This window comes from Streptomyces cirratus, assembly GCF_014650775.1.
Classification (GTDB): domain Bacteria; phylum Actinomycetota; class Actinomycetes; order Streptomycetales; family Streptomycetaceae; genus Streptomyces; species Streptomyces cirratus.
This window is the reverse complement of the sequence record NZ_BMVP01000004.1, coordinates 189,255-205,009: the sequence shown is the minus strand read 5'-3', so window position 1 is coordinate 205,009 and position 15,755 is coordinate 189,255. Positions and strand designations below refer to the sequence as shown.

Genomic DNA, 15,755 nt, shown 5'->3' with positions numbered 1-15,755 from the left:
AGGGTCCGCTCCCGGGGCGGACCGGCCCCCGTCCTGCGGCCGGTGACGGGGGACCGGTCCGGCGCGCGACCGGGGGCGGACCGGGATCAAGCCGGCACGATGTTCTCGGCCTGCGGTCCCTTCTGGCCCTGGGTGACGTCGAAGGTCACCGCTTGCCCCTCCCACAGTTCCCGAAAACCGGTAGCGTTGATCGCTGAGTAGTGGGCGAAGACATCGGGGCCGCCCCCGTCCTGCGCGATGAAGCCGAAGCCCTTCTCCGCGCTGAACCACTTCACCGTTCCGGTAGCCACACAGGTCCCTCTCCTCGACGGTCGGCCCTCCGCACCATGCGGAACGCCCGAACGACGGGAAGGTACAACGCGGACGCAGCGGTTCCGAACACAAAACGACGCCACACGCGACCTCACCCGTCCGGCCCACCTCCGGCGTTGGTGTTCCCCGGCCCGCTCCCGGGCGCCGTCGTCCCTCACAGGGACCGGAACGCCCCGCGGTGCGCAGCGAGCCAGGTCGCGAAGTCCTGGAGCGAGGGGTTGAGCGCCCGGATGGCTGTCAGATCCCTCGCATGGGTGAACCGGTCCTCGCAGTCGGCGTAGTACTGGAACATGTTGCCGACCTCCTCCGCTGCGGGGAATCCGAGCGCGCGGTAGGCGGCCGGTTCCATCGGGGAGTACCGCACCGGCTCGCCGACGGTCTCGGTCAGCGCCGCCGCCATGTCCGCGACGGGCAGGTGCTCACCGGCGATGCTCACCGTCGCGCCGATGAGGTCGGTGCCCCGCTTGAACACGGCCAGCGCCGTCTTGCCGATGTCGTCGACGGCGATGCCCGACAGCCGGCTGTCGCCCATCGGGAAGACCAGCCGCAAGACGCCGTCCTCGCCCCGTTGCGGCGCGAACGTCGTGAGCAGGTTCTCCCAGTAGAAGGTCGTGCGCAGGAAGGTGGTCGGAGCGCCGGCCTCGGGGAAGTAGTGGTCGGCCTCCGCCTTGGCGTCGAAGTGCGGCACCTTGTACGTGCCCTGGAGCGTGGGCATGCGGTCGTCCTCGAGCGGGATGCACTCGCGGGTGTCCTCCAGGGTCGACCAGATGGCGTGCTGCACGCCGGCGTGGCCGGTCGCCGCGGCGAGGGAGGCGGCCTGCCGCTTCTCCCGCTCGGCCGACATGTGCTCCCAGAAGTTGGTCACCAGGTACGCCCCGTAGGCACCTTCGAGGACGGCCCCCAGGCCGGCGTCGTCGTCCATGTCGGCGCGGACCACCTCCGCGCCGAGCCGCGCCAGTTCCCGGGCCCGGTCCGATTCCGGATGGCGGGTGACCGCGCGCGCCGAGAACCCGCTGTCGGGGTCGTCGAGGATCGCCCGTACCAGGCTTCCGCCTTGCGCGCCCGTCGCGCCGAACACCGTGATGACGCGTGTACCGGCCATCGCCGACCTCCCTCTCGTAACGATCCGCGTCCGATCGGACGGATGGTCACGGACTGTATGCGCGGGCCGCGGCCGGTTCGGGAACGGGCGCGCACGACGCACGGGACTCCACTCCATCGCCCGGCTCCGCCGGGCGCGGCCGCACCGCCGAGTGGCGGCGCGCCCCGTCCGCTTTCGAGTGACGTCAGCGCTCGGCCTCGCGCCGCCGCGCCCGGCGGTCACCGAGCATCGCAGGCGGCCGGACAACCTCCGGCCCACCGTGCGCGAAGGCGCCTGGCCGCTGGGAGACCGAGTGCGCATCCTGCTCGTCGCGAGCGCGTTCAACAGCCTGACGCAGCGCGTCCACGCGGAGCTGCGCGACCACGGTCATCATGTCGCCGTCGAACTCGCCCTGCCCGGCGGCTCGCTGGCCGACGTCACGCGCCGCCACCGGCCCGATCTGATCATCGCGCCGATGCTGAAGACGGCGGTGCCCCGCGAGGTGTGGTCCGTCCACACCTGTCTGATCGTCCACCCGGGACCGGTCGGGGACCGCGGCCCCTCCTCGCTCGACCGGGCCGTCCAGGAGGGCGCCACCCGCTGGGGCGTCACCGTCCTGCAAGCGGACGCCGAGATGGACGCCGGCGACGTCTGGGCCTTCGCCGAATGCCCGGTGCCCGAGCTGGCCAAGAGCGACCTCTACCGCGGTGAGATCGCCGACGCGGCGCTGCGGGCCGTCCTGCTCGCCGTCGAGCGCTTCGCCTCGGGGACGTACACCCCCACCCCGCAGACCACCCACCACACCCGGCCCTACATGCGGCAGGAAGAGCGCCGCATCGACTGGGCGGCGGACTCCACCGACCGGGTCCTGCGCGTCCTGCGGGCCGCCGACTCGCAGCCGGGCGTACGGGACGAACTGCTCAGCGGGGTCTGGTTCCTGCACGGGGGCCACTTCGAGGACCGGCTGCGCGGCCGCCCCGGCGAGCTGCTCGCCACCCGTGCGGGCGCGGTCTGCCGGGCGACCACCGACGGCGCGGTGTGGATCCCGGAGCTGCGGGCCTGCCGGGTGCCGGGCGAGCCCGTCCCGGTGAAGCTGCCGGCCACCCTGGCGCTCGGCGACCGGCTGCCCCCGCTGCCGCAAGACCCCGTGCCGCCGTACGCCGGCCCCCCGCGCCGTACGTGGTCCGACATCACCTACCGGGAGGAGGGGCGGGCCGGTTTCCTGTCGTTCTCCTTCCCCGGCGGCGCGATGAGCACCGACCGCTGCCGGCGCCTGCTGGACGCCTACCGGGCCGCTTGTGAGCGCCCCACCTCCGTCCTGGTCCTCGGCGGTGGCCGCGACTTCTTCTCCAACGGCATCCACCTCGGGGTCATCGAGGCGGCCGCCGATCCCGCCGCCGAGTCCTGGGCGAACATCACGGCGATGGACGACCTCGTCGAGGCCGTCCTGACCACCACGGACCGTCTCGTCGTCGCGGCCCTCGGCGGCAACGCCGCCGCGGGGGGCGCGATGCTCGCGCTGGCGGCCGACGAGGTCTGGTGCCGCTCGGGCGTGGTCCTCAACCCGCACTACCGGCTGATGGGCCTCTACGGCTCGGAGTACTGGACGTACACGCTGCCCCGCCGCGTCGGGGCAGCCGTCGCCGAGCGGCTCACCACCGACGCCCTGCCGCTGAGCGCCGCGGCGGCGGCCGCGCTGGGCCTGGTCGACCGTACGGTGCCCTGCGCGCCCGCGGAGTTCGCCGGCGAGGCGGCCCGGCTGGCCGGGCTGCTGGCCGGGTCTCCCACCGTCCAGTCCCGGATCGCCGGGAAGAAGGCACGACGGGAGCGGGACGAGGCCGAAACCCCGCTGGCCGCCTACCGGGATGCGGAGCTGGCCCGGATGCGGGCCACTTTCCTCGACCCGAAGGCCCCGTACCACGCCCTGCGCCGCGCCTTCGTCCGCAAGGAGCCGGTCGCCGCCACCCCGGCGCACCTGGTCCGCACGGTCCCGGTCGGCCAGGACCGCAGGCGGGGCGCAGTCACCGGACTGGCCGTACAAGACAGCACACCGCCGGCCGGCTCCTGTTACGAAGAAGGATGAGAGCGGAGTGCCCCTCATCGGCTCCCCCTCGGCCCACCTCCCCGATTTCCTGCCCAAGGAGGCATCCTCATGGATGCACAAGCACCGAGCACGGTAGAGGACCCCCCCATCCACATCCTCTGGATCAACGCGGGGCTGAGCTGCGACGGCGACTCGGTGTCCCTGACGGCGGCGATGCAGCCGAGCATCGAAGAGATCGTGATGGGTGTGCTGCCGGGGCTGCCCAAGATCGCGGTGCACTGGCCCCTGATCGACTTCGAATGCGGCCCCGTCGGCGGCGCGGACACGTTCATCGAGTGGTTCTTCAAGGGTGAGCGCGGTGAGATCGACCCCTTCGTCCTCGTGATCGAGGGGTCCATCCCCAACGAGAAGATCAAGGCCGACGGTTACTGGTGCGGCTTCGGGGACAACCCCGAGACGGGCCAGCCCATCACGACCAGCGAGTGGATCGACCGGCTGGCGCCGAAAGCCCTCGCCGTCGTGGCCATCGGCACCTGCGCCACGTACGGCGGCATCCACGCGATGGAGGGCAACCCCACCGGCGCCATGGGCGTACCGGACTACCTGGGCTGGGACTGGACGTCGAAGGCCGGCATCCCGATCGTGTGCGTACCGGGCTGCCCCATCCAGCCGGACAACTTCTCCGAGACGCTCACCTACCTGCTCTACCAGGCGGCCGGCTCCGCGCCGATGATCCCGCTCGACGACAAGCTGCGCCCGACCTGGTTGTTCGGTGCCACCGTCCACGAGGGCTGCGACCGGGCCGGCTACTACGAGCAGGGCCAGTTCGCGCACACCTACGACTCGCCGCAGTGCCTGGTCAAACTGGGCTGCTGGGGTCCCGTCGTCAAGTGCAACGTGCCCAAGCGCGGCTGGATGAACGGCATCGGCGGCTGCCCGAACGTCGGCGGCATCTGCATCGCCTGCACCATGCCCGGCTTCCCGGACAAGTTCATGCCGTTCATGGACGAGCCGCCCGGTGCCAAGGTGTCCAGCAAGGCCAGCGGCGCGTACGGCGCCGTCGTCCGCAAGCTGCGGCAGATGACCGCGCAGACCGTGGACCGGGAGCCGAAGTGGCGGCACACGGGCCAGACGCTGACCACCGGCTACCGCCCGCCCTGGTGACCGGCGGGCGCGAGGCCCGCCCCACGCCCGTCCCACGCACACCCCCGCAGAGCCCGCTCCGAAGAAGGGACACGGCAGACACGATGGCACCGAAGACGAAGGCGTCCGGCGACGGCTTGGTGGAGATGGCCTGGGATCCGATCACCCGGATCGTGGGCAGTCTCGGGATCCACACGAAGATCGACTTCAAGCAGAAGCGCGTGGCGGAGTGCTACAGCACCTCGTCGGTCTTCCGCGGCTACAGCGTCTTCATGCGCGGCAAGGACCCCCGCGACGCGCACTTCATCACCAGCCGCATCTGCGGGATCTGCGGCGACAACCACGCCACCTGTTCCGTCTACACCCAGAACATGGCCTACGGGGTGAAGCCGCCCCACCTCGCCGAGTGGATCATCAACCTCGGGGAGTCGGCGGAGTACATGTTCGACCACAACATCTTCCAGGAGAACCTGGTCGGGGTCGACTACTGCGAGAAGATGGTCCGCGAGACCAACCCCGGCGTCCTGGAGCTGGCCGAGCGCACCGAGGCACCGCACGCCGGCGACCACGGCTACCGCACCATCGCCGACATCATGCGCTCGCTCAACCCCATCGAGGGCGAGTTCTACCGCGAGGCACTCCAGGTCAGCCGCTACACGCGCGAGATGTTCTGCCTGATGGAGGGCCGCCACGTGCACCCCTCCACCCTGTACCCGGGCGGCGTCGGCACCATCGCCTCGGTGCAGCTCTTCACGGACTACATGAGCCGCCTCATGAGGTACGTCGAGTTCATGAAGCGCGTCGTCCCCCTCCACGACGACCTCTTCGACTTCTTCTACGAGGCCCTGCCCGGCTACGAGGAGGTCGGCCGGCGCCGCGTGCTGCTCGGCTGCTGGGGCGCCCTCAACGACCCCGAGTACTGCGACTTCACGTACGCCAACATGTCCGACTGGGGCCGGAAGATGTTCGTCACCCCGGGCGTGGTCGTGGACGGCAAACTCGTCACCAACGACCTCACCGAGATCAACCTCGGCATCCGCATCCTGCTGGGCAGCTCGTACTACGACGACTGGGCCGGGCAGGAGCAGTTCGTCACCCGCGACCCGCTCGGCAACCCGGTCGACCCCCGCCACCCCTGGAACCAGCACACCATCCCCGCCCCGCAGAAGCGCGACTTCGACGGCAAGTACAGCTGGGTGATGTCACCGCGCTGGTTCGACGGCAAGGACCACCTGGCCCTCGACACCGGCGGCGGCCCCATCGCCCGCCTGTGGTCCACGGCGCTGTCCGGGCTCGTCGACGTCGGCTACGTCAAGGCCACCGGCCACAGCATCGTCATCAACCTGCCCCGGACGATGACCAAGCCGGAGACCACCTTCGAGTGGAAGATCCCCAAGTGGAGCAACGCGCTGGAGCGCAACCGCGCCCGCACGTACTTCCAGGCCTACGCCGCCGCCATCGCCCTGCACTGCGCCGAGAAGGGACTGGAGGAGGTCCGCGCCGGACGCACCCAGACCTGGGAGAAGTTCGAGGTCCCGGACGAGTCCATCGGAGTCGGCTTCACCGAGGCCGTGCGCGGCGTCCTCTCCCACCACATGGTGATCCGCGACGGCAAGATCGCCAACTACCACCCCTACCCGCCGACCCCGTGGAACGCCAGCACCCGGGACACCTTCGGCACACCGGGCCCCTACGAGGACGCCGTGCAGAACACACCGATCTTCGAGGAGAACACCCCGGAGAACTTCAAGGGCATCGACATCATGCGCGCCGTGCGCAGCTTCGACCCCTGCCTGCCCTGCGGCGTGCACATGTACGTCGGCAACGGCCAGACCGTGAAGCAGATGCACGTGCCCACCGGTCTGAGCGGACTGGGCGGATGAGCGCCCCCGCCGACTCCCTCCAGACCGGCCGCCGGGTCGAGGAGGTCCTCGGCCGGCTGGCCGACACCGGCGACCGGGAGGTCTGCGCCGCCGCCGAGGAACTGGTGCGCGTCCTGATGGACTTCTACGGCTGTGGGCTCGCCCGGATCACCTCCCGGCTCGACGCCGAGGCCCTCGCCCCGCTGCTGGACGACGAACTCGTCTCCAGCCTGCTGGCCCTGCACGACCTGCACCCCGAGGACGTGCACACCAGGATCGCCCGCGCCCTGGACGCCGTGGGCGAGCCGGTGCAACTCCTCGGCTTCGACGAGGCCTCGGGCACGCTGCGGCTGCGGGCCGCCGCGGGCGGTGGCTGCGGCTGCGGCGGCACCGGGGACGGTGTGCGGTCGGCCGCGGAGGCCGCGCTGGCCTCCTTCGCACCCGAGGTGACCACCGTCGAAGTGGAGCCGGCCGGGGCTCCGCCGCAGCCGCTGCTCCAGATCGGCACCCGCCCGCAGGCCCCGGTCCGGGTGCCGTGAGCGCGCCCCGCACCTGGGCACCGCCGTCCGCGCGGACGGCGGGGCCGTCCGGCCTGCGCCGCTTCGCGGTGCCGCGCGAACCACGGCCGCAGAGCTGCGAACTGTGCGGGGTGGCCGTCGCCGAGGACGGCCACCGCCACCTGGTCGAGACCGAGAAGCGGGCGCTCGTGTGCGCCTGCACCGCCTGCGCCCTGCTGTTCGACCGGCCGGGCGCCGCCACCGGCCGCTTCCGTGCCGTTCCCGACCGCTACCTCCACGACCCGGGCCACCGTCTCGACGACGGCGCCTGGGAACTCCTCCAGATCCCCGTCGGCGTCGCGTTCTTCTTCCGCAACGCCGCGCTGGACCGGCTCGTCGCGCTCTACCCGAGCCCGGCCGGAGCCACCGAGAGCGAACTCGACCCCGACACCTGGCAGGCGGCGCTCGGCGAAAGCGCCCTGGCCGGCTTGCTGCGACCGGACGTGGAGGCGCTGCTGCTGCGGCGCCGCGAGGGACGCACCGACTGCTACCTCGTTCCGATCGACGTCTGCTACGAACTGGTGGGCCGGATGCGCCTGCTGTGGCAGGGCTTCGACGGCGGCGCCGAGGCCCGCGCGGCGCTCGACTCGTTCTTCGACGGCGTCGAACGCCGTGCCAAGGTCCCGGCGGGGGAGGCCGCGCCGTGACGGAGTTCGGCTTCACCTGCACCGGCGTGCGCGCGGACCCGTACGCCGCCGGTCCCACGCTCGTCTTCCGCCTCACCATCACCGCCTCCGGGGACACTCGGGTGCACGCGCTGGCCCTGCGCTGCCAGATCCGGATCGAACCGGCCCGCCGGCGCTACGGGCAGGCGGAGGCCGAAGGCCTGGCCGACCTGTTCGGCGAGCGCTCCCGTTGGGGCAACACCCTCCAGCCCGTGCAGTTCGCGCAGGTGACGCTGATGGTGCCGAGCTTCACCGGCTCCACCGAGGTCGACCTGGCCGTGCCCTGCACCTACGACATGGACATCGCCGCGAGCCGCTACTTCGCCGCCCTGGACGACGGTGAGGCACCCCTGCTCATGCTGTTCTCCGGCACCGCCTTCACCGGGGCCGGCGGATTCCACGTCGAGCCCGTCCCCTGGGACCGCGAGGCGGCGTACCGGATGCCGGTGCGGGTGTGGCAGGAGATGATCGAGCAGCACTTCCCCGGCTGCGGCTGGCTGCGGCTGCCCCGCGACGCCATGGACGAACTGCTCGCCTACCGCTCCCGGCACGCGCTGGCCTCCTGGGAGGCGACCGTACGCGCCCTGCTCGCCGAGGCCGGGGCCGCCGCCACGGCCGCCAAGAACGCCCGGCCCTCCGCGCCCGAGCGGCTGCGCGCGGGACTGCTGCCCCGAGCCGGCGAAAGGACGGCGCCATGACGACCGCCGCACTCGACGCGCGCTTCGAGACCGCCCGTCAGGTGGCCGACGCCGTCCTCTTCGAGGGGTACGTGCTCTACCCCTACCGGGCCTCGGCCGCCAAGAACCGGCTGCGCTGGCAGTTCGGCGTACTCGTGCCCCCGGCGTGGGCGCCCGAGCACGGCGAGCACTGCCTCCAGCAGACCCAGCTGCTGATGGAACCCAAGGGGGACGCCACCCTCACCGTCGAACTCCGGTTCCTGCACGCTCAGCGCCGTACCGTCCAACAGGCCGCGCCCGACGGCACGTTCACCGACGTCGGGGAACTGCACCTCGCCGACCGCGTCCTCGTCCCCTGGGACGAGGGCACCGAGGAACGCGTCGAGCTCGCCCTCACCGTCGCGGAACTGGCGGGCGACGGCGTGACCCTGCCCTTCACCCGACCCGCCGGCGAGGAGAGCGAACCGGTCCTCGACGCCGACGGCGCCGTGGTCGGCCGCCTGGTGCGGCGGACCGAGGCGATCAGCGGCGTCCTGCGCCTGCGCGCGAGCGAACTCGACTGCGCCTACCGCGCCTTCAAGCTCACCGCCGTCGTGGAGAACACCAGCGGCTGGCGGCCCGGGGACGGGGGAACGGGCCGGGACGCGGCGCTGTCCCGCTCCCTGGTCGCCGCCCACCTCCTGCTCGGCCTCGACGCGGGCCGGTTCCTGTCGATGACCGACCCGCCCGAGTGGGCCAAGGGCGCCACCGCCACCTGCGTCAACCGCCACACCTGGCCCGTCCTCGCCGCGGAAGCCGGCCGCGCGGACGTGGTCCTGTCCTCCCCGATCATCCTGGAGGACCACCCCGGCATCGCCCCCGAGAGCATCGGCGCGATGTACGACGCCACCGAGATCGACGAGATCCTCGCCCTGCGCACCGCGGCCCTGACCGACCAGGAGAAGCGCGAGGCACGCGGGACGGACCCCCGTGCCGCGGCCGTGATCGACCTCGCCGAATCCATGCCGCCCGAGGTTCTCGAACGCCTGCACGGCGCGGTGCGGGCGCTGCGCGAGATCACCGACCCCGGTGTGCCGCCGGACGCCCCGACCGGCCTCGAAGACCTGCAAGTCGTGGACGGGGAGGCGGTGTTCAAGCCCGACACCCCGTGGTGGGACCCGGCGCACGCGGACACCGCCGGGCCGGCCCCCGACCACGTCCTCGTCGACGGCGTCCCGGTGGGCGTGGGCAGCCGCGTCCTGTTGCGGCCCGGACTGCGGCGCACCGATGCCCAGGACCTGTTCGTCCGGGGCCGCGCCGCCCACGTGGAAGCCGTCCTCCACGACGTCGACGGCGGCGTGCACCTCGCGGTCACCGTCGAAGGGGACCCCGGGGCCGACATCCGGCGCGAGCAGGGCCGGTTCCTCTACTTCCAGCCCGACGAGGTCGCACCCCTCGCCGGGGCCGCGCCCCTGGAGGAGCGGTGAGGGGCGGGACGCTGGTCGCCGGGATCGGCAACGTGTTCCTCGGCGACGACGGGTTCGGCGTCGAGACGGTACGCCGACTGGCGGAGCACGCGCTGCCCGGGCACGTCGAAGCGGTCGACTTTGGCGTCCGCGGCGTCCACCTCGCCTACCAGCTCCTCGACGGCTACGACACCCTCGTCCTGGTCGACGCCACCGCGCGCGGCGGCGCCCCCGGCACCCTCTACCTGATCGAGGTCGAAGGAGCGGGCGCCATCACGGGCGGCGCCGTCCTGGACGGCCACCACATGTCCCCGGACGCCGTACTGGCCCTGCTCGACACCCTGTGCGCCGGTACGGGGGGCACCCCGCCCCGCCGCACGCTGGTCGTCGGCTGCGAACCGCAGACCGTCGAGGAGGGCATCGGCCTGAGCGACCCGGTGGCCGCGGCGGTGCCGGAGGCCGTACGGATGCTCCTGGAACTCGTGCACCCACACGATCCGGCCGCGGAGCCGGCCCGAACCGAGGAGACAATGCGATGAAGAAGGCCGTCCTCTGCGGCGTGACCCTCGCCGCCCTGCTGGCGGTGGCCGTGCAGCTCGCCCCCGACCTCAAACGCTACCTGCGCATCCGCAGCATGTGAGCCCCGCGCGCACCCGCGCCGTGTGACACCTCGCCCGCCCGCCCCGGCGCCCGAATGGCGTACGGGGCGGGCGGGCGACGGCGTGCCCGACCGCTCCGCCTCCGCCCTGCCGCTCTAATGGGGCCCGGCAGAACGGAGCCCGATGCACGAGATGTCGATCGCCATGGCCGTGGTGAGCCAGGTGGAAGAAGCGGCCGCAGCCGCCGGAGCGCACACGGTGAGCGCCGTCCGGCTCCAAGTGGGGGAACTGGCCGGAGTGGTCCCGGACGCCCTCGCCTTCTGCTTCGAACTGGCCTGCGCCGACACGGTTCTGGAAGGCGCCGCCCTCACGGCCGAAGCGGTCCCGGCCCGTGCCCGCTGCACCTCCTGTACGGGTGAATGGGCCGTCGGCATGCCCCCCGACCTGTGCTGTCCCGCATGCGGCGGCGCCACCGGCACCGAACTGGTCTCGGGACGCGAGCTGCGGATCCTCGACGTCACCTGGGACGACGACGGGCCCCAGGACGCCGCGGTCCCCGCCCCCGCGCACACCCGCCAACCGATCTCCGAGGAGCGCTGAACCATGTGCCGAGTGGTCGACCTGCAACAGGCGGTACTGGCCAAGAACGAGGCGGCCGCGCAGACCCTGCGCGCCGGGCTCACCGCTCGCGGCACGACCGTCGTCAACCTGCTCTCCAGCCCCGGCAGCGGGAAGACGGCCCTGCTGGAGCGCGAGCTCGGCCTCGCCCGCGAGCGCGGAGTGAGCGTCGCGGCCCTCACCGCCGACCTCGCCACCGAGAACGACGCGCTGCGCCTGGGCCGTTCCGGCGTCCCGGTGAAGCAGGTCCTCACCGACGGGCTGTGTCATCTGGAGGCCGCGATGCTGGGCCGGCACCTGGAGGGGTGGCTGCCGCAGGGCACCCGGCTGCTCTTCGTGGAAAACGTCGGCAACCTGGTGTGCCCGGCCTCCTACGACCTCGGGGAATCCCTGCGGGTCGTCCTGGCCTCCGTCACCGAGGGCGAGGACAAGCCGCTCAAGTACCCGACCGCCTTCGGACTCGCCCAACTGGTGGTGGTCACCAAGACCGACATCGCCGAAGCCGTCGAGTTCGACGAGAGGGCCTTCCGGGCCAACGTCCGGCAGGTCAACCCCGGTGTGGAGGTGGTGCTCACCTCCGCCCGCACGGGTCAGGGCCTCGGCGCCCTGCTGGGGCGGGCGCTCGCCGTCGCCGACGGCGATCCGGCGCACACGCCGGTGATGGCCGCCCAAGGCCACGGCCACCACCACGGCGCCGACCATGACCACGGCGCCGACCATGACCATGACCACGGGCCCGACCATGACCACGACGCCGGGCACGACCACCACCACGGGCCCGACCATGACCACGACGCCGGCCACGTCCACGGCCACGGCCACGGCCACGTCCACCCTCCCGTGGTACGGACCCGCTGATGGAGGCCGTCGAACGCCGCCGGGTCACGGTACGGGGCGTGGTCCAGGGCGTCGGCTTCCGCCCGTACGTCTACGGCCGCGCCACCGCGCTCGGACTGGCCGGCCACGTCACGAACACCCCGGAGGGAGTGGTCGCGGAGGTCGAAGGCGCCCGGGCGGCGGTCACCGAGTTCTGCGACCGGCTCGCGAGCGACGCCCCGCCCCTCGCGCTCATCGACGCCGTCGACCACTGCGAGGTAGCCCTGGCGGGCGGCGCGGGCTTCACCATCATCGCCTCCCGGAGCGGCGGCCCCGCCCGTACCCTGGTCTCCCCGGACGTCGCCACCTGCGCCGACTGCCTCGCCGAGCTGGCCGACCCCGCCGACCGCCGCCACCGCCACCCGTTCATCACCTGCACCCACTGCGGCCCCCGCTTCACCATCGTCACCGGACTGCCGTACGACCGCGCCCACACCACCATGGCGCCCTTCCCGATGTGCCCGGACTGCGCCCGCGAGTACGCCGACCCCGCCGACCGCCGCTTCCACGCCCAGCCCGTCGCCTGCCCCGCCTGCGGACCCCGGCTGCGGCTGCTGGCCGGGACACCGCCGCGGGAGGTGGCGGAGACCGACCCGGTGGCCGCGGCCCGCCGGCTCCTGGCCGCGGGCGCGGTCCTCGCGGTCAAGGGCCTCGGCGGCTACCACCTGGCCTGCGACGCCTCCAACGAGGAAGCCGTGGCCACCCTGCGCCGCCGCAAGGCCCGCGGCGACAAGCCGTTCGCCCTCATGGTCCGCGACCTCGCCGACGTCGCGGACCTCGTCGCGGCCGGCCCCGAGGAACGCGCCCTGCTCACCGGAGGCGTCCGCCCCATCGTGCTGCTGCGCCGCCGCCCCGGAGCGGCGGGCGGCCCGGTGGTCGCCGAAAGCGTCGCCCCGGGCAGCCCCGACCTCGGCGTGATGCTCCCTTACACGCCCGTGCACCACCTGCTGTTCGGCCTGCCCGGCGACCCTCCCGGACCCGGCGTGCTCGTCCTGACCAGCGGTAACCTTTCGGGCGAACCGATCGTCACCGACGACGCCGAGGCCCTGGAGCGGCTGGCCGGGCTGGCCGACGCCTGGCTCACGCACGACCGCCCCATCCACGTGCCCTGCGACGACTCCGTGGTCCGCGTCTGCGACGGTGAACTGCTCGTCCTGCGGCGCTCCCGCGGCTACGCGCCGCTGCCCCTCACCCTCCCCGTGCCGGTCCCGGCGACGCTGGCCGTCGGGGGAGACCTCAAGAACACCTTCTGTCTCGGTGAGGGGCGCCGGGCCTGGCCGTCCGCCCACATCGGGGACATGGACGACCTCGCCACGCAGTACGCCTTCGAGCGCGCGGCCGGCCAGCTGGGGTCCATCACCGGGGTCACCCCCGGCCTGCTCGCCGCCGACCGGCACCCCGGCTACCGCTCCGGACGATGGGCGGCCCGCAACGCCGGTTCCCGGCCGCTGCTCCGCGTCCAGCACCACCACGCGCACATCGCCTCCGCGATGGCCGAACACGGCCTGACCGGAAGCCGGCAGGTCATCGGCGTGGCGTTCGACGGCACCGGCTACGGCGACGACGGCGCCGTGTGGGGCGGCGAGTTCCTCCTCGCCGACTACACCGGATACACCCGCTTCGCGCACCTGGCCTACGTGCCCCTGCCCGGCGGGGACGCCGCCGTACGGCGCCCCTACCGCATGGCGCTCTCCCACCTGCGCGCGGCGGGCATCGACTGGAGCAGCGACCTGCCGTGCGTCGCAACCTGTCCCGCAGACGAACTACGGCTGCTGGCCGTCCAGTTGAGTCGCAACCTGAACTGCGCCCCCACCTCCAGCATGGGCCGGCTCTTCGACGCCGTCTCCTCACTGGCGGGCATCCGCCACCACGCGGGCTACGAGGCCCAGGCCGCGATCGAGCTGGAGGCCGCGGCGCTGAACGCCACCGGGGCGGAACCCGGATACGCCTTCACGCTGACGCCGGCGCGGCCCGCCGGCGCGGACGGCCCTCTGACCGCCGACCCGGCCCCCGTACTGCGGGCCGTCGTGGCCGACCTGCGGGCGGGCGCCGAACCGCCGCTGATCGCGGCCCGCTTCCACACATCGGTCGCTTCCCTGGTCACCGCCGTCTGCACGGCGGCGCGCGAACGCCACGGCCTGGACACCGTCGCCCTCAGCGGCGGGGTCTTCGGCAACGCCCTGCTGTCCTCGGCCTGCGCCGCCGGGCTGCGTGCGGAGGGCTTCACCGTACTGCGCCACGGTCTGGTCCCGCCGGGCGACGGGGGACTCGCGCTCGGCCAGCTCATGGTGGCCGCGGCCCGCGGCACCACCACGGAACACCCACAGCGAGGAGAAGCCCATGTGTCTGGCGGTACCCGGCAGAGTGCTTGAGATCGCGGAGGAGAACGGCACCCGCATGGCCACCGTCGACTTCGGCGGCGTCGTCAAGGAGGTGTGCCTGGAGTACCTGCCGGACCTCCAGGTGGGCGAGTACGCCATCGTCCACGTCGGCTTCGCCCTCCAGCGCCTGGACGAGGAATCCGCCCGCCAGACGCTGGAGCTGTTCAGCGAGCTCGGCATGCTCCAGGAGGAGTTCGGCGACCCCTGGGAGCAGGCGGCGCAGGCGGGCGGAGCCCCCTGGCCCTTCGAGGCGGACATCCAGGACGGGGCCGAGGGCCGGACCGAGGGCCCGGCCGCAGGGCACGTAGCGCAGGAGGCGCGGAAGTGAAGTACATCGAAGAGTTCCAGGACCCCGACCTCGCCCGCAGGCTCCTGGACGACATCCACGCCACGGTTACCCGGCCGTGGGCGCTGATGGAGGTCTGCGGCGGTCAGACCCACACCATCATCCGGCACGGCATCGACCAGCTCCTGCCCGAACAAGTGGAGTTGATCCACGGCCCGGGCTGTCCGGTGTGCGTCACGCCCCTGGAGGTCATCGACAAGGCGCTGGAGATCGCCTCCCGCCCCGACGTGATCTTCTGCTCCTTCGGTGACATGCTCCGCGTGCCCGGGACGGGCCGGGACCTGTTCCAGGTCCGCAGCGAGGGGGGTGACGTACGGGTCGTCTACTCCCCGCTCGACGCCCTGAAAGTCGCACGCCGGAACCCGGGACGCGAGGTCGTCTTCTTCGGCATCGGCTTCGAGACCACCGCGCCGCCGAACGCGATGACGGTGTACCAGGCGAAGCGGCTCGGCATCCCCAATTTCAGCCTGCTGGTCTCCCATGTCCGGGTGCCCCCGGCGATCGAGGCGATCATGCGTTCGCCGAGCTGCCGGGTGCAGGGCTTCCTCGCCGCCGGGCACGTGTGCAGCGTGATGGGCATGGGCGAGTACCCCGAACTGGCCGCCCGCCACCGGGTGCCGATCGTGGTCACCGGCTTCGAGCCGCTGGACATCCTGGAAGGCGTACGCCGCGCCGTCCGGCAGCTGGAACGCGGCGAGCACACCGTGGACAACGCCTACGCGCGTGCCGTGCGCCCGGAGGGCAACCCGGCCGCACTGGCCATGCTGGAGGACGTCTTCGAGGTCACCGACCGGGCCTGGCGCGGCATCGGCGTCATCCCCGACAGCGGCTGGCGGCTGTCCGAGCGCTACCGGGAGTTCGACGCCGAGCACCGCTTCGCGGTCACCGGCATCACCACCCGCGAGCCGGCCGAGTGCCGCAGCGGCGAGGTCCTCCAGGGCCTCATCAAGCCGCACCAGTGCGAGGCCTTCGGCACCACCTGTACGCCGCGCACCCCGCTGGGGGCCACCATGGTCTCCAGCGAGGGCGCCTGCGCCGCGTACTACCTCTACCGGCGCCTCGAACTCACCCCGGCCCGTACGGCGCCCCCCGCACCGGCGACCCCGCACGAGAGCACCGCACCGCTGGAGGCGAGCCCCGTTGCCTGAC

16 protein-coding genes are annotated in these 15,755 nt (G+C 72.7%); 14 read left to right on the top strand and 2 right to left on the bottom strand.

Going from position 1 to position 15,755, the window contains the following annotated elements; translation table 11 throughout:
- Window positions 1–86: 86 nt before the first annotated feature.
- Window positions 87–290, bottom strand: a complete 204-nt coding sequence (locus IE207_RS13545; protein ID WP_136215879.1) for a cold-shock protein — start codon at window positions 288–290, stop codon at window positions 87–89.
- Window positions 291–466: 176 nt separating this feature from the next.
- Window positions 467–1,414, bottom strand: coding sequence for an NmrA/HSCARG family protein (locus tag IE207_RS13540; RefSeq protein WP_190184397.1), 948 nt, complete (start codon window positions 1,412–1,414; stop codon window positions 467–469).
- Between the two features lie 292 nt (window positions 1,415–1,706).
- On the opposite strand from IE207_RS13540, the gene IE207_RS13535 reads away from it, so the two are divergent.
- The 14 genes from IE207_RS13535 (at window position 1,707) to hypD (ending at window position 15,754) form a co-directional block, all read left to right on the top strand.
- Window positions 1,707–3,476 (top strand): enoyl-CoA hydratase-related protein, encoded by a 1,770-nt coding sequence (locus IE207_RS13535; RefSeq protein WP_190184396.1) that lies wholly within the window; start codon window positions 1,707–1,709, stop codon window positions 3,474–3,476.
- Between the two features lie 69 nt (window positions 3,477–3,545).
- A complete protein-coding gene (locus tag IE207_RS13530) occupies window positions 3,546–4,601 on the top strand; it encodes an NADH-quinone oxidoreductase subunit B family protein (RefSeq protein WP_190184395.1) in 1,056 nt (351 codons plus the stop codon).
- 83 nt (window positions 4,602–4,684) lie between these two features.
- Window positions 4,685–6,463 carry a nickel-dependent hydrogenase large subunit gene (locus tag IE207_RS13525; protein ID WP_190184394.1) on the top strand — a complete coding sequence of 593 codons (1,779 nt, stop codon included), beginning with the start codon at window positions 4,685–4,687 and terminating at the stop codon, window positions 6,461–6,463.
- Complete coding sequence (locus IE207_RS13520) at window positions 6,460–6,981, top strand: NifU-related iron-sulfur-binding protein (protein ID WP_190184393.1); 522 nt, start codon at window positions 6,460–6,462, stop codon at window positions 6,979–6,981. The genes IE207_RS13525 and IE207_RS13520 overlap by 4 nt, the downstream gene beginning before the upstream one ends.
- On the top strand, window positions 6,978–7,646 hold the full coding sequence (locus tag IE207_RS13515) for a DUF5947 family protein (protein WP_229873698.1): 669 nt from the start codon (window positions 6,978–6,980) through the stop codon (window positions 7,644–7,646). The genes IE207_RS13520 and IE207_RS13515 overlap by 4 nt, the downstream gene beginning before the upstream one ends.
- Window positions 7,643–8,362 carry a DUF6084 family protein gene (locus IE207_RS13510; protein ID WP_190184392.1) on the top strand — a complete coding sequence of 240 codons (720 nt, stop codon included), beginning with the start codon at window positions 7,643–7,645 and terminating at the stop codon, window positions 8,360–8,362. The genes IE207_RS13515 and IE207_RS13510 overlap by 4 nt, the downstream gene beginning before the upstream one ends.
- On the top strand, window positions 8,359–9,807 hold the full coding sequence (locus IE207_RS13505; protein WP_190184391.1) for a hypothetical protein: 1,449 nt from the start codon (window positions 8,359–8,361) through the stop codon (window positions 9,805–9,807). The genes IE207_RS13510 and IE207_RS13505 overlap by 4 nt, the downstream gene beginning before the upstream one ends.
- Complete coding sequence (locus tag IE207_RS13500) at window positions 9,804–10,325, top strand: hydrogenase maturation protease (RefSeq protein ID WP_190184390.1); 522 nt, start codon at window positions 9,804–9,806, stop codon at window positions 10,323–10,325. Before IE207_RS13505 ends, IE207_RS13500 begins: the two co-directional genes overlap by 4 nt.
- The gene (locus IE207_RS34090; protein ID WP_373304708.1) at window positions 10,322–10,426 is read left to right on the top strand and encodes a DUF6893 family small protein; all 105 of its coding nucleotides are present in this window, start codon (window positions 10,322–10,324) and stop codon (window positions 10,424–10,426) included. The genes IE207_RS13500 and IE207_RS34090 overlap by 4 nt, the downstream gene beginning before the upstream one ends.
- 142 nt (window positions 10,427–10,568) lie before the next feature.
- Window positions 10,569–10,985: a hydrogenase maturation nickel metallochaperone HypA gene (gene hypA / locus IE207_RS13495; protein ID WP_190184389.1), complete on the top strand. Its 417-nt coding sequence runs from the start codon at window positions 10,569–10,571 to the stop codon at window positions 10,983–10,985.
- 3 nt (window positions 10,986–10,988) lie between these two features.
- Window positions 10,989–11,861, top strand: a complete 873-nt coding sequence (gene hypB, locus IE207_RS13490) for a hydrogenase nickel incorporation protein HypB (protein ID WP_190184388.1) — start codon at window positions 10,989–10,991, stop codon at window positions 11,859–11,861.
- Window positions 11,861–14,251 carry a carbamoyltransferase HypF gene (hypF, locus tag IE207_RS13485; protein WP_190184387.1) on the top strand — a complete coding sequence of 797 codons (2,391 nt, stop codon included), beginning with the start codon at window positions 11,861–11,863 and terminating at the stop codon, window positions 14,249–14,251. Before hypB ends, hypF begins: the two co-directional genes overlap by 1 nt.
- Window positions 14,220–14,588 carry a HypC/HybG/HupF family hydrogenase formation chaperone gene (locus IE207_RS13480; RefSeq protein WP_229873697.1) on the top strand — a complete coding sequence of 123 codons (369 nt, stop codon included), beginning with the start codon at window positions 14,220–14,222 and terminating at the stop codon, window positions 14,586–14,588. The genes hypF and IE207_RS13480 overlap by 32 nt, the downstream gene beginning before the upstream one ends.
- Window positions 14,585–15,754, top strand: coding sequence for a hydrogenase formation protein HypD (gene hypD, locus IE207_RS13475; RefSeq protein WP_190184386.1), 1,170 nt, complete (start codon window positions 14,585–14,587; stop codon window positions 15,752–15,754). The genes IE207_RS13480 and hypD overlap by 4 nt, the downstream gene beginning before the upstream one ends.
- Window position 15,755 lies beyond the last annotated feature (1 nt).